A 14,188-nucleotide genomic window follows, 5' to 3' on the forward strand; every position below is an offset into this window, starting at 1 on the left:
GCCCGAACCCGTGTACGTCAGTACGTCATGACCGATACGCAGGTCTAAGGGTGCCATGCCCGCGTGGTCCGTCCGGCATCGGCATAGCGGTCGGTACCCGCGCGGCCACGGTGGCGGCCCGTGCGGCCGGGCCGGAGGCGGCGAGCCGCTCGACCGCGCGGCGGGCACCGGGGCCGACGACGGACGCCCAGCTCCGCGGGTCGCGGGCGACCCAGCCGCTGACGAGGGCCGCGAAGCCCGGCACGTCCCGGGCCAGCTCCGTCAGGACCAGGTCCAGGTGGGCGGCGCCCTCGGCCGTGCGCACGAGCAGCCGGCCGGCGCGCAGGACCAGCTCGCGGGTGCGGGCCTCCGCACGGCCGGCGGCTCCGATGGCGGCGGCGCGCAGCACCGTGTCCGGGAGGGCGGGGTCGCGGCGGTCGTCGTGGGAGAGGTCCAGGAGCGCGTCGAGCAGGTCGTCGCGCAGGGGCCGCGAGCCGGGCGTGCCGGGTGCGGCCAGGACGCGGACGAGGGCCGCGCGGGCCTCGGCGGTGCTGCCGCGCAGCAGGTCGGCGACGAGCGGGAACAGGACGGCGCGGGCGGCGGGGCCCCGTTCGAGGCGCCGGTCGACGTACGCGGCGGCGTGCCCGGCGCCCGCGGGGTGGCGGTCGGCGTACTCGCGGACCAGGGCGGCGGCGCGGCGGGCGAGCGCGGGGGCGCGGACGTCGGCGAGCGCCGTCAGTACGTCGGCGGCCGTGGCCGGGTCCCCGTCGCGCAGCCGGGCGCGGAAGGCCGCGAGGACCGGCTCGGGGTGGGTGGTGAGCGCCGCGGCGAGGGCGCGGGCGGTCACCCCGGTCACCCCGGTCATGCCGGTCATGCCGGTCATGCCGGTCACTCCAGCCCCTACAGTCGCTCCGCTCGCCCTGGCCCCGGCGGTCACGACCCCGGCCCCACCGGTCGCCCCGGTCACTCCGGCCCCGCCGGCTCCGTCGGCCTTGCCACTCCCGTCGGTCCCACCCGTCCCCGCGGCGCGGAACGCGGCCAGCGCCTGCGGGAGGTGGGCGGCGCGGCTGTGCGGATCGCGCAGGAGGACGGTGAGGGCGGCGCCGTGGAGGTGCGGGTCTCCGGGCCGGGCGAGCAGGGCGAGGGCCGCGTACCGCAGGAGTTCCCGGTCGGCGTCGCGGGTGACGCGCTCGGCGAGGACCCGGCCGTACGCGGCGGCCGCGGCGCGCCGGGCCGGGCGGACGTCGTCGTGCGCCCAGCGGTCGACGGCGCGGCACAGGGCGGACGGCTCGTCGTCGGCGAGGCCGGCGAGGAGTTCGTCGGCGCGCGGGTGGGCGGTGGTGACGAGCGCCTCGCACAGGTCGTCGACGGCGAGGTCCCGATGGGTGTGCAGGAGGGCCTGGGCGACGCCGGCGACGGTCGGCCGGAGGCGGGAGCCGGGCTCGGCGGGCAGCGGTCGCTCGTCGGTGAACCAGCGGCACAGCAGCGGCTGGACACCGCGCGGGTCGGCGGAGAGCCGCCGCGCGACGGCCTCCAGGTAGCGGGGGCGGCGCGGGCCCCCGGGCGGGCCGTCGGCGGGCAGGAGGAGGCGCAGGAGGTCGAGGAGCTCGTCCTCGCCGAGGCGCAGCCGCTCCCAGAACCAGGGGCCGAATGCGTCGTCGGGGGCCGCCGCGGCGGGCCGGGCCGCGAGCCGGGTGGCGAGCAGCCGCAGCACGCCGCCGTACGGGCGGGCGTCCGGGACGCCGAGGAGCGTCCCGCACAGCAGCCGGGTCCGCCACCAGACGGCCTCCGAGGTGGACGCGCCGGAGTCGACGAGCCGCTCCAACCGGCGCGTCAGGGCCGCCGGGCCCCGGTCGCGCCCCAGGTGCAGCAGGGCTTGGAGCACGGTGCCGAGTCGATGGCGCGGCACCGGCCCGGCGGGCGACCGGGGCCCGGGGAGGGCGACGCACCCGGGCGGTGGAGCGTCCCCGGGACGTACGGCGTCTCCGGACGGCAGCGCCATCCCCGACGGCGCCGTCCCCACCGGCGGCACGGCGCCCCCGACCGGCACGGGGTTCCCGGACGGCGCGGGGGGCGCCGGTGGTACGGGGTTCCCGGACGGCGCGGGGGGCGCCGGTGGTACGGGGTTCCCGGGCGGGTGGTGCGGCAGCCGGTCGGCGCGTGCCGGGGGCTCGTCGACCCGCGGCACGAGCACGTCCAGCGCTGTGTCCACGTCGACGTGGGCGCCCTGGATCCAGTCCGCGAACTCCTCGTGCGCGAAGCGGTATCCGGCGCCGGCCGGGACGAGCAGCCCTTCGGCGAGCGCGGCCGACGCCCAACTGGTGCCCCACGGGAACAGCTCCTCGAAGGAGGCCCGGTCCAGCTCGCCGTGGCCGGACACCAGGCACCGCCGGGCGGCTTCGTGGACGCGGCCGGCGACGCGGGCGGCGAGCCGTCGGACGTCCGGTTCGGACAGCGGCGGCCGGCAGCCGGCGGCGATGCGCCCCGCGACGCGCAGGCACAGCAGGTCGTGGTGGGCGGCGAGGACGTCGGCCCGGGCGGGCCGCCCCGGCACGGCCCCGGGGAGCGCGGTGCGTACCTCGGCGAGGAGGCGCAGGGTCAGGGGGTGGCGGCCGTCGGCCTCCGCGAGGAGGTTCGCGGGCAGCCCGTACCGCTCCCGGGCCTCCTCGGCCTCGCGGTCGGTGAGGTCGCCGAGGTGCACGGCGCCGGGGAGGCGGCCGCCGGGCCCGTCGGGACGGTCCGGCGCCTCGGGCCCGCCGGGACGGTGGAGGCTGCCCGGCGGGTACAGGGGCGCCGTCCCCTCCCAGTACTCGGGGCGGCAGGCGACGACGAGCCGCGCCCCGTGCGCGCGCAGCCAGCGGACCGTGGCGGCGGTCCAGGCGGGTAGCCGGTGGGCGAGGAGCGGCGGCATCTCCTCGGGGGCGTCGAGCAGGACGACCAGCGACCGGCCCGCGTCCCGGGCGAGCGCCGCGACCCGCCGCGCCATGTCGTCCAGGGCGCCCCCGCCGGCTCCGGGGTAGGCGCTCCAGTCGCCGTGGGCCGCGGCGACCGCGCGCCCGGCGCTGCCGAGTGCCCGCCCCACCGCGTCGCCGACGGAGGCGTCCCCGGGGCGGAGGTCGGCGCCGCGCAGCCACACCGTCGGCTCGGGCGGGTCGCCCGCGTCCCGCCGACGGGCCAGGGCGGCCAGCTCGGTGGTGCGCCCCGTGCCGGGTGCCCCGACGAGCCCGCAGACGACCGGCCGCTCCGAACCGGCGCCGCGCTCCTGACCGGTGCTGTCGTACGGACCCGTGCCGCCGCACGGCCCGATGACACGCCCCCGCCCGGTGTCACCGTGCGCAACGGCAACGCCGTGGAGACCGCCGCCGCCGTGCGGACCGGGGCCGGACCCCGCGATGTCGCGCTCCCGCCCGGTGCCGCCGTCCCGTCTGGTGTCGCGGCCGAGGACGACGGTCGCGGCTGCCCGACCGGAGTCGACGGACCCGTGCTCCTCCGCTCCCGCGCCGACGGGCCCGTGCCCCGCCTCTCCAGGATCGGCGGCGGCATGGCCGGCGCCGGGGCCGGCGAAGCGGTCGAGCCCGCGGGCGACGGCGGCTCGTGCGACGGGTTCCCCCCCGGCCGGGGCGGGCAGGGTGCCCGCGGTGAGTTCCAGTGCTCCCGCGAGGTTGAGGGCGGAGCCGTACGCCGGGACCGTCGCGGCGTTGCGGCGGAGCAGGTCGGCGAGGGGTCCGCCGGGTGTCCGTGCGGCGGTCGCGGCGAGGGGCACGGCGAGCCCCGCCGCGTGGTGGTCGGTGTGCAGGGCGGTGACGAGCACCGCGACGACCGCGCCGGTCGCGGCGTCCAGGACGGGTCCGCCCGCCGCTTCCCCGCCGCGCCGCAGCGCCTCGCTGCCATCGGTGCCGATGGCCAGTTCGACGACCTCGTCGACGGTGTGGAACCCCTCGGTGCCGGTGTACCGGGCAGACGTGGTGCCGAGGACGCGCGCCTCGCGCCGGCCGTGGGCGTGGACCCGTACGTACGTACCGGCGCCGGGTGCCGGGTCGTCGGCGACGGGGAGGGCACGGACACCGAGGCCGTCGGTGCGGACGAGGGCGAGGGCCTGCGCGGGGAGGGCGGTCACGTCGTCGGCCGTGGCGGTCCACTCCCGCCCGTCCGGCCCGCGCACCACGACCCGTTCGAGTCCGTCGACGGTCTCGTGGGCGGTGACGACCGTGCCGCGGGCGTCGGCGACGAAGCCGGTGCCCCGCGTCCGGCCGGCTTGATCACAGATGATTACCAGCGTCGCCCGGTCACCGCGTCCCATGGGTCGACCGTAGGACCGGGGTGATCAACGGGTGAAGGACGTCACCGGAACGCGCCCCCGAGCACCCCCGCCGTTCACTCCGAGCGCCCGCCCGAGTGGGTGAATACGCCTACTGGCGCGGAAAGAGTTCGTGTGGGGGGCGTGGGGCGGTCAGCCGTCAGGACGGCTGACCGCCCCGCGGTCACCGCGGCGCCCGGGCCCCGCCCCGCGCTCATCGGCATCCGGCGAACGGCCCGGCTGACACCTGCACGGCCGCGGGGGCGCCGGGACCACGGACAGAGCCCCGGACTGCCGGCGCCCCCGCGACCGACCGGGCCACGGACCGCATGCCCCGAGCCGCGAACGACCCGGAACCGCGAGCACCCCGGACCCCCGCGCCCCGAAGCCACCCGCGACGCCGGACCACCGCACCGCCGCACCGCCGGACCCCGGACCGCCGCACGACCGCCGCGGGCCGCCCGGCTCAGCCGAAGACGGCCACGCTCTTCGCCTTGCCGCCGCGCTCCTCCACGAGGACCAGGAAGCGGCCCTCCGGTCCGAAGACGGCGACGGGTCCCGTCGTCCCGTGGGCGGGCATGTCGATGCGCACGCCGTTCAGCAGCAGCTTCGCGCGCCGCTCGTCGACGTCCCAGCGCGGGAACGCCGCGGCCGCGGCCTCGGCGATCGGCATGACCGCGAGCTCCTCCTGGAGCTGGTCGAGGGTGCGTGCGGCGTCGAGCCCGTACGGACCGACGCGGGTGCGGCGCAGTGCGGTGAGGTGGCCGCCGACACCGAGGTCGGCGCCGACGTCGCGGGCGAGCGCCCGGATGTACGTACCGGACGAGCAGACGACGGAGACGACGAGGTCGACGACGGGCGTGCCGTCGTCGGCGACGGCGTCGCGCATGTCGTAGACGGTGAACTGGGAGACGGTCACCGGGCGGGCGGGGATGTCGAACTCCTCGCCGCCGCGGACGCGGGCGTACGACCGCTTGCCGTCGATCTTGATGGCGCTGACCTTGGACGGCACCTGCATGATGTCGCCGGTCAGCTTGGCCACGGCGGCGTCGACGGCCTCGCGGTCCACCCGGGAGGCGTCGGTCGACGAGGTGGTCTCGCCCTCGGCGTCGTCGGTGACCGTGTTCTGGCCGAGCCGGATCGTGCCGAGGTACTCCTTCTCGGTCAGCGCGAGGTGGCCGAGGAGTTTGGTGGCCCGCTCGACGCCGAGGACGAGGACGCCGGTGGCCATGGGGTCCAGGGTGCCGGCGTGGCCGACGCGGCGGGTGCGGGCGATGCCGCGCATCTTGGCGACGACGTCGTGCGAGGTGAAACCCGACGGCTTGTCGACGATGACGAGGCCGTCGGGCACCCGTGTTGTGCTGCTCATCAGGCGCCGGCGCCGTCCTCGTCGTCCTCGGCCTCGATCGCGTCGTCGTCCTCGGGCTTGCGGTACGGGTCGGCTTCGCCGGCGTACGTCTTGCCCGTGGAGACCTCGCGCACCTCGGCGTCCTTGGCCCGCGCCTTGTCGAGGAGGTCCTCGATGGTGCGGGCGTTGTCCGGGAGGGCGTCCGGGACGAAGGTCAGCGTCGGGGTGAAGCGGACGCCGGTCTGGCGGCCCACCTCGGAGCGCAGGACGCCCTTGGCGGACTCCAGCGCGGCCGCGGACGCGGCACGCTCCTCCTCGTCACCGTAGACCGTGTAGAAGACCGTGGCCTCCCGCAGGTCGCCGGTGACCCGGGCGTCCGTGATGGTCACGAATCCCAGCCGCGGATCCTTGATTCGCCGGTCCAGGGTCTCCGCGACCACGACCTGGATGCGATCGGCCAGCTTGCGGGCCCGCGCGTTGTCGGCCACCGGTCCGTCTCCTCTTCCGTCTTGCGTTCACTCTTCATCGGTGTGCAGTCGCCGCCGTACGGACAGCAGCTCCACCTCGGGCCGGGCGGCGACGAGGCGCTCACACCGGTCCAGTACCCCCGTGAGGTGCCCGACGTCCCCGGAGACCAACGCGATGCCGATCTCGGCCCTGCGGTGGAGGTTCTGGTTGCCGGTCTCCGCCACGCTCACCGCGAACTTCCGCTGGAGCTCGGCGACGATCGGCCGGACGACGGAGCGCTTCTCCTTCAGCGACCGTACGTCGCCGAGGAGCAGGTCGAAGGACAGCGTCCCCACATACATACGAGCCCGGATGTCCCGCCGGTTCGGGTTCGGTTGTCGCCGCCGTGGACCGGCGGGGACAGCTGAACCGTACACGCAGCGGCCGGGGCCGATCGACGGAAATACTTCCGCCGACCGGCCCCGGGGTTCCGCTCGTCAGTCGCGTCGGCTGTGTCAGCCGCGCGGCTTCTCGCGCATCTCGTACGTCGCGATGACGTCGTCGACCTTGATGTCGTTGAAGTTGCCGAGGTTGATACCGCCCTCGAACCCTTCGCGGATCTCGGTGACGTCGTCCTTGAAGCGACGCAGACCCTCGATGTTGAGGCTCTCCGCGACGACCTTGCCGTCGCGCAGGAGGCGCGCCTTGGTGTTGCGCTTGACCAGGCCGGAACGGATGAGGACACCCGCGATGTTGCCCAGCTTGGACGAGCGGAAGACCTCGCGGATCTCCGCCGTACCGAGCTCGACCTCTTCGTACTCCGGCTTGAGCAGACCCTTGAGGGCCGCCTCGATCTCCTCGATGGCCTGGTAGATCACCGAGTAGTAGCGGACGTCGACGCCCTCGCGCTCCGCCATCTGCGCGGCACGGCCGGCCGCGCGGACGTTGAAGCCGATGACGATGGCGTCGGAGCCCATCGCCAGGTCGATGTCGGACTCGGTGACCGCACCCACACCGCGGTGCAGGACCCGGATGTCCACCTCTTCGCCGACGTCGAGCTGGAGCAGCGAGGACTCGAGGGCCTCCACCGAACCGGACGCGTCGCCCTTGATGATGAGGTTGAGTTCCTGGATCTGACCGGCCTTGAGCACCTTGTCGAGGTCCTCGAGGGACACCCGGCGGACGCGCTTGGCGAAGGCGGCGTTGCGCTCACGCGCGGCGCGCTTCTCGGCGATCTGGCGGGCCGTGCGGTCCTCGTCGACGACGAGGAAGTTGTCGCCGGCACCCGGGACGTTGGTGAGGCCCAGGACGAGGACGGGAGTCGACGGGGTCGCCTCCTCGACGTTGTTGCCCTTGTCGTCGAGCATCGCCCGGACGCGGCCGTACGCGTCGCCGACCACCATCGTGTCGCCGACCCGCAGCGTGCCTCGCTGGACGAGGACGGTCGCCACGGCGCCGCGGCCGCGGTCGAGGTGCGACTCGATCGCGATGCCCTGCGCGTCCTGCTCCGGGTTGGCCCGCAGGTCGAGCGAGGCGTCCGCCGTGAGGATGACGGCCTCGAGCAGGGAGTCGATGTTCAGACCCTGCTTGGCGGAGATGTCGACGAACATGGTGTCGCCGCCGTACTCCTCGGCCACCAGGCCGTACTCGGTCAGCTGACCGCGCACCTTGACCGGGTCGGCGCCCTCGACGTCGATCTTGTTGACCGCGACCACGATCGGCACGTCGGCCGCCTTGGCGTGGTTCAGCGCCTCGATCGTCTGGGGCATCACACCGTCGTTCGCCGCCACCACGAGGATCGCGATGTCGGTGGACTTGGCACCGCGGGCACGCATGGCGGTGAACGCCTCGTGACCCGGGGTGTCGATGAAGGTGATCTTGCGGTCTTCGTCGTTGACCTGGGTCGCGACCTGGTAGGCACCGATGTGCTGGGTGATGCCGCCGGCCTCGCCCGCGATGACGTTCGTCTTGCGGATCGCGTCGAGCAGTCGGGTCTTTCCGTGGTCGACGTGACCCATGACGGTGACGACCGGCGGACGCGGCGCGAGGTACTCCTCGCCGCCCTCGTCCTCGCCCCACTCGAGGTCGAAGGACCCGAGCAGCTCGCGGTCCTCCTCCTCCGGGGAGACGATCTGAACGGTGTAGTTCATCTCGTCGCCGAGGAGCTGCAGCGTCTCGTCGGAGACGGACTGCGTGGCCGTGACCATCTCGCCGAGGTTCATCATGACCGCGACGAGCGACGCCGGGTTGGCGTTGATCTTCTCCGCGAAGTCGGTGAGGGACGCACCGCGCGACAGGCGAACGGCTTCGCCGTTGCCGCGGGGGAGCATCACGCCGCCCACGGACGGGGCCTGCATGGCCTCGTACTCCTGGCGCCTCTGACGCTTCGACTTGCGACCGCGACGGGCGGGACCGCCCGGACGGCCGAACGCGCCCTGCGTGCCACCACGGCCGCCGGGGCCGCCGGGGCGACCGCCGAAGCCGGGACGACCGCCGCCGAAGCCGCCGCCGCCACCCGGGGCACCGGGACGGCCACCGCCGCCACCGCCACCACCGGGACGGCCGGCGAAGCCGCCGCCGCCACCGCCGCCGCCGGGACGGCCGGCGAAGCCGCCGCCGCCGCCGGGACGACCGGGACCGCCGGGACGACCGCCGGTCGCGGGGCCGCGGCCGCCGGGGCCGGGACGCGGGCCGGCAGCGGGACGCTGCGGCATCATGCCCGGGTTCGGGCGGTTGCCGGCGGGGCCGCCACCCGGGCGCGGGGCCTGGGGACGCGGCATGGAGCCGGGGGTGGGACGCGGACCGCCGGGACCGGCCTGGGGACGCGGACCGCCGGGCTGGCCGGGGGTCTGCGGACGCGGGCCGCCGGGGGCACCCGCGGCGCCGCCGGGACGCGGGGCGCCGCCGGGACGGGGCGCCTGGGGGCGCGCCATGCCGGTGGAACCGCCGGAGGTGAAGGGGTTGTTGCCCGGACGCGGACCGGCCGGACGGCCACCCGGTCGGGGGGCCTGCTGGCCGGGGCGCGGGGCGCCCGGACGGGCAGCGCCCTGACCCTGACCCTGACCGGAGCCCTGGGGGCGCGCGGCGGGGCGGGGGCCCGGGGTGGCACCGGGCCGGGTACCGGCGGCGGGAGCCGACGGCGGCGCGGTGAACTCGGGCTTGGCCGGGGCCGGGGCCGCCGGGGCCGGCTTGGCAGCCGGGGCCGGGGCGGGCTTCGGACCCGGGGTGGGACGCTGGCCGGCGGCCGGCGTCGCGGGCTTCTCTGCGGCCGCGGGCTTCGGCGCGGGGGCGCCGGGCTTCGGGGCGGCCGGACGTGCCGCCTGCGCCGGGGAGGGCGCGGCGGGCTTGGCAGGCGTGGGGGTGCCCTCGCGCTTGGCGGGGGCGGCGGGGGCGGCCTTGCGGGGCGCCCCGGGCTTCGCAGCGGACTTGCCGGCGGAGCCGGGTCCCTGCAAAGCGTCGGTCAACTTGCGGACAACCGGCGCCTCGATCGTCGATGACGCCGAACGCACGAATTCACCGAGTTCCTGGAGCTTGGCCATGACGACCTTGCTCTCCACACCGAACTCCTTGGCGAGTTCGTATACCCGGACCTTAGCCACATCGCTCCTTTGAGGTCCGGTTAACCGCCGGACCGTCGCTACTTCATGGGCGTACTCATCGCGTACTCATCGAGTGCTCATCGCAATCTCGACCTACTTCCATCTCGCGAGGTACCTGACGCACGGGTTGACCCCGTGCCGTGCTTCTTTCTTACGGTGTCGCCTGCTCGACGTATCGGCGGACGTCCGCGGTGTCGAGCGGACCCTGGACCCGGAGGGACCGGGGGAACGCCCGGCGGCGGACCGCCAGATCGAGACAGGACCGGACGGGATGCACGTAGACACCCCGACCGGGCAGCGTACCGCGAGGATCGGGGGCACATGCGTCCCCGACCGCCACGATGCGCAGCAGATCGGTCTTGGCCGCCCGCTCCCGGCATCCCACACAGGTTCGCTCAGGGCATGCGCGGGCATGCGTCCGGCCAGACACGCTTAAGTCTACCTCCCCGCACCGACCTCACCCCTTTGGGGCAAGAATCGAACGGATGTTGTCGTGATCCCGTCGTGGTCTCGTGGTTGCCCAACGTGACCGCGGTCGATCCTATTCCCGTCCGGCCGGCACCGCTCGCGGCCGGACGGTGCCGGCCGCGCGGTACCGTCGGCCGGCGGACCGGCCGGGACGGGTCGTTCAGTCTGCCCCACCCGCCCCGCTCCGGTCGCGCGGATTTCCGCCGGCGGCCGGTGGGGGCGGGGCCTGGATCAGGAGGCGTCCGGGGCCGGCTGCTCGGTGTCCGGGCGGATGTCGATGCGCCAGCCGGTCAGACGGGCGGCAAGGCGGGCGTTCTGGCCCTCCTTGCCGATCGCCAGCGACAGCTGGTAGTCGGGCACGGTCACCCGGGCGGACCGGGCGGCGAGGTCGACGATCTCGACCTTGGAGACCCGGGCCGGGGAGAGGGCGTTCGCCACCATGTCGGCCGGGTCGTCCGACCAGTCGACGATGTCGATCTTCTCGCCGAGCAGTTCGGCCATGACATTGCGCACACGACTGCCCATGGGGCCGATGCAGGCGCCCTTGGCGTTCAGCCCGGACCGGGTGGCCCGGACGGCGATCTTGGTGCGGTGACCGGCCTCGCGGGCGATCGCGGCGATCTCGACGGAACCGTCGGCGATCTCCGGGACCTCCAGCGCGAAGAGCTTCTTCACCAGGTTGGGGTGGGTGCGCGAGAGGGTGACGGAGGGGCCGCGCACGCCCTTGGCGACGCGGACCACGTACGTGCGCAGCCGCAGGCCGTGCGTGTACTCCTCGCCCGGCACCTGCTCCTGCACCGGGAGGATGGCCTCCAGCTTGTCGTCCAGCCGGACCAGGACGTTCCGCGGGTCCTTGCCCTGCTGCACCATGCCGGCGACGATGTCGCCCTCGCGGCGCGCGTACTCGCCGAACGTCACGTCGTTCTCGGCGTCGCGCAGCCGCTGCTGGATGACCTGGCGGGCGGTGGTCGCCGCGATGCGGCCGAAGTCCGACGGGGTGTCGTCGAACTCCTTGGGCTCCTGCCCCTCCTCCAGGTCGGCCGGGTCCTCCTTCGCCCACACCGTCACGTGGCCGGTCTGCCGGTCCAGCACGACACGGGCGTGGCGGCGGGCTCCCTCGGTGCGGTGGTAGGCGATGAGGAGGGCCGACTCGATCGCCTCGACCAGCAGCTCGAAGGGGATCTCCTTCTCATGTGCCAAGCCCTTGAGAAGCTTCACATCGATGTCCACGGCTACGCCTCCTCCTCTTCCTTCTTGTCCTTGCGGTTGAACTCGATCTCCACGCGCGCCTTGGCGATCTCGGGGAACTCCACGCGCCGGGCGGTGGGCTTGCGGCCCTTCACTCCCGGCACCTCCAGGTCCAGGCCCTCATCGTCCACGCCGAGGACGCGGGCGACCAGCTCGGCGCCCTCGTGCAGCCGCAGCCGCACCAGACGGCCGGTGGCGCGCACGTAGTGGCGGTGCTCGGTGAGGGGGCGGTCGGCTCCCGGGGAACTCACTTCGAGGACGTACTCGCCCTCGCCCATCGCGTCCGTCTCGTCGAGCTTCTCGGAGAGGGCGCGGCTCAGCTCGGCGCAGGCGTCGAGCTCCACGCCGTCGTCCGAGTCGACGATGACCCGCAGCACCCTGCGCCGGCCCGCCCGGGACACGTCGATCTCCTCGAGGTCCAGCTGCCTGGCGGCGACCAGCGGTTCCAGCAGCCCGCGCAGCCTCTCGCTCTGGGTGGTGCTCATCCGGGTGACTCCTCGGCCGCGTGTGCTGTTGTGGGTTCGTCGCGTGTCAGACAAAGGGTATCCGGTCGCGGAGGTGTTGCCGTCCACCCCGTGCCGGGCCGCGGGTACGCTCGCCAGCGGTGATCTTGCCGGATGTACCCGAAGGAGTGACGTGGAGCGCACGGGGCTGACGCGCAGGCGTGCGCTCGCGGTGGCCGCGGCCGGGGCGGTACCGGCGGGCTGCACGGGTGCGGGGCCGGACGGCGGCGGGGGCGCGGCGCGCACGACGGCGGCCGACCGCGCCCGGCGCGCGGAGGCGGCGCTGCGCCGCCGGTCCGCCGCGGCGAGCGGTGGCCTCCTGGCCGGGTACGACGCGGTCCTGGCCGCGCACCCGTCGCTCGGCGCGCGCCTCGCGCCGCTGCGGGAGGCGGCGGCGCGGCACGTGACCGCGCTGGCCCCGGCCGGCGTGGCGGCCCCGGATGACGGCCTCCGCGGCTCGGGCGCCCCGGGGGCCAGGGGCGCGGGCCCGTCGAGCACCGGCGCGCCGAGCGCGAGTGCCGCGGCGACGGGCGGTCCGGCGGGCCCGTCGGGGGTGGCCGTACCGGCACCCGGGGCGCCCGCCTCGTCCCCCGGCCCCGGTGTGTCCCCGGGTGGCGCCGTGCCCGCCGATCCGCGGGCCGCGCTCGCCGCGCTGGCGGCGTTGGCGTCCCGCACCGCCGCGGCGCACACCGCCGCGCTCGACGCCGCACCGCCGGAGCTGGCACGGCTGCTGGCCTCGGTCGCCGCGGCGGGCGCCGCGCACGCGTACCTCCTGACCCCGGGGACGCGCCCGTGAGCGCGCTGGCGGCCGCGCAGGCGGCGCTCGCGGCGGAGCACGCCGCGGTGTACGGGTACGGCGTGGTCGGCGCGCGGGTCGGTGACGGACGCCGCGCGGAGGCCGCGGAGGCCCACGCCGCGCACCGGGCCCGGCGGGACGCGCTGGCCCGGACGGTACGGGAGCTGGGGGGCGTGCCCGCCCCGGCGGCGCCGGCGTACGGGCTGCCGTTCGCGGTGGCGGACGGCCCGGCGGCGGTGCGGCTCGCCGCCGAGCTGGAGGACCGGGTGGCGGGCGTGTACGCCGACCTCGTGCGGGCCGCCCGGGGGCCGCTGCGCCGGGAGGCGGCCGCCGCGCTGCGCGAGGCGGCGGTACGGGCCGTGCGCTGGCGCGGTGGGGGCGGCGTAGCCTTTCCTGGGCTCGCCGAGCGACCGTGAGCCGCTCGGACGACTCAGCAGCGCAGGGAAGGGAACCCCGCACGCATGGCCCACGCCGGTGACGCCCCCGCCTTCGCTCCGCCGCGCCGCCTCGTGCGGGCGCTCGGCGAGACGTACGGCGAGGGCGGAGGAACGGCCGGGTGGCTCGCCGGGCTGCCCGCGGCCGCGCACGGGGAGTTGGCGCGGCACGGCGCGGTGGCGGAGCGGGTGGTGGAGCCGGGCGGCCGCAGCAGCGTCGTGCTGCTCGTGCGCCGGGCCGACGGCGAGCCGGCCGCGCTGAAGCTGGCACCGCCCGCGGCCGGGCCGGAGCCGGAGCGGGCGGCGCTCGCCCACTGGGACGGCTGGGGCGCCGTACGGCTGCTGGACCCGGCCGACGGCGCGGACGTGCGGGACGGCGCGCACGGGCGCGGGCCCGGGGACGCGGGCGGGCCGGGCGGGCGCGGCGGCGCGGAGGGCTCTGCGGGGTTGCTGTTGGAGCGGCTGCGGCCGGACGTGTCGCTGCGGTCCCTGCCGGACGCCAAGGCGCTGCTGGAGGCGGCGGGCACGGTGCGGCGGCTGTGGATCGAGCCGCCGCCGGGCCACGCCTTCGAGTCCGTGGCGGACCGGACGGAGCGCCAGGCGGCGGCCATGACCGCGTACCACGCGGACCCGACGGCGGGGCCCCTGGTGTCCGCCGCGCTGGAGGCGCGCGGGGAGCTGGTGGCGTCGGGAGCGGAGGGTCTGCTGCTGCACGGCTGCTTCCGGCAGGGCAAGGTGCTGGCCGGTGAGAGGGCGCCCTGGCTGGCGGTCGGTCCCGAGCCGGTCGTCGGGGAGCGGGCGTACGACCTGGCCCGGCTCGTCAGGGACCGCGTCGAGGACCTGGTGGCGGAGGCGTCCGGCGCGGCGACGGGACGCCGGCGCGTGAACAAGCTGGCCGACGCCCTGGAGGTCGATCGCGACCGCCTGCGCGGCTGGACCCTGTTCCGCGCCGTGGAGTCCGCGGCCCGGGCGATGGCCGCGGGCCGGGGGCGCGAGGCGGAGAACCTGCTGGAGTTCGCGAGCTGGCTCTGAGCCGGCCCCCACACCGCCCGACCTCGACCGTTATGGT

Annotated in this window: 11 protein-coding genes; 3 read left to right on the top strand and 8 right to left on the bottom strand. The window is 76.1% G+C overall.

Translation table 11 applies throughout. The features are described 5' to 3' along the window. Window positions 1–25 precede the first annotated feature (25 nt). The 8 genes from ACF053_RS28405 to rimP form a co-directional block, all read right to left on the bottom strand. Window positions 26–4,279, bottom strand: a complete 4,254-nt coding sequence (locus ACF053_RS28405) for a serine protease (protein WP_391956615.1) — start codon at window positions 4,277–4,279, stop codon at window positions 26–28. A gap of 463 nt (window positions 4,280–4,742) precedes the next feature. After that, complete coding sequence (truB, locus tag ACF053_RS28410) at window positions 4,743–5,645, bottom strand: tRNA pseudouridine(55) synthase TruB (protein ID WP_391956616.1); 903 nt, start codon at window positions 5,643–5,645, stop codon at window positions 4,743–4,745. Beyond that, the gene (gene rbfA, locus ACF053_RS28415; RefSeq protein ID WP_391956617.1) at window positions 5,645–6,112 is read right to left on the bottom strand and encodes a 30S ribosome-binding factor RbfA; all 468 of its coding nucleotides are present in this window, start codon (window positions 6,110–6,112) and stop codon (window positions 5,645–5,647) included. The genes truB and rbfA overlap by 1 nt, the downstream gene beginning before the upstream one ends. A 27-nt stretch (window positions 6,113–6,139) precedes the next feature. After that, window positions 6,140–6,433 carry a DUF503 domain-containing protein gene (locus tag ACF053_RS28420; RefSeq protein ID WP_058943802.1) on the bottom strand — a complete coding sequence of 98 codons (294 nt, stop codon included), beginning with the start codon at window positions 6,431–6,433 and terminating at the stop codon, window positions 6,140–6,142. A gap of 153 nt (window positions 6,434–6,586) precedes the next feature. Continuing rightward, on the bottom strand, window positions 6,587–9,670 hold the full coding sequence (infB, locus tag ACF053_RS28425; protein WP_391956618.1) for a translation initiation factor IF-2: 3,084 nt from the start codon (window positions 9,668–9,670) through the stop codon (window positions 6,587–6,589). 151 nt (window positions 9,671–9,821) lie between these two features. Beyond that, window positions 9,822–10,100, bottom strand: coding sequence for a YlxR family protein (locus ACF053_RS28430; RefSeq protein WP_391956619.1), 279 nt, complete (start codon window positions 10,098–10,100; stop codon window positions 9,822–9,824). Between the two features lie 269 nt (window positions 10,101–10,369). After that, entirely contained in the window at window positions 10,370–11,368 is a 999-nt protein-coding gene (gene nusA, locus ACF053_RS28435; protein ID WP_058944485.1) for a transcription termination factor NusA, read from the bottom strand. Window positions 11,369–11,370: 2 nt separating this feature from the next. Next, window positions 11,371–11,871, bottom strand: coding sequence for a ribosome maturation factor RimP (gene rimP / locus ACF053_RS28440; RefSeq protein ID WP_391956620.1), 501 nt, complete (start codon window positions 11,869–11,871; stop codon window positions 11,371–11,373). Between the two features lie 151 nt (window positions 11,872–12,022). Between rimP and ACF053_RS28445 the strand changes: the two genes are divergently transcribed. The 3 genes from ACF053_RS28445 to ACF053_RS28455 are packed head-to-tail and all read left to right on the top strand — an operon-like array spanning window position 12,023 to window position 14,151. Next, window positions 12,023–12,685 (top strand): hypothetical protein, encoded by a 663-nt coding sequence (locus ACF053_RS28445; protein ID WP_391956621.1) that lies wholly within the window; start codon window positions 12,023–12,025, stop codon window positions 12,683–12,685. Next, window positions 12,682–13,101 (top strand): DUF4439 domain-containing protein, encoded by a 420-nt coding sequence (locus ACF053_RS28450; RefSeq protein ID WP_391956622.1) that lies wholly within the window; start codon window positions 12,682–12,684, stop codon window positions 13,099–13,101. The genes ACF053_RS28445 and ACF053_RS28450 overlap by 4 nt, the downstream gene beginning before the upstream one ends. 45 nt (window positions 13,102–13,146) lie before the next feature. Beyond that, on the top strand, window positions 13,147–14,151 hold the full coding sequence (locus ACF053_RS28455; protein WP_391956623.1) for an aminoglycoside phosphotransferase family protein: 1,005 nt from the start codon (window positions 13,147–13,149) through the stop codon (window positions 14,149–14,151). The last annotated feature ends 37 nt before the right edge of the window (window positions 14,152–14,188 follow it).

It is taken from the genome of Streptomyces kanasensis, assembly GCF_043077165.1.
GTDB lineage: Bacteria > Actinomycetota > Actinomycetes > Streptomycetales > Streptomycetaceae > Streptomyces > Streptomyces changanensis.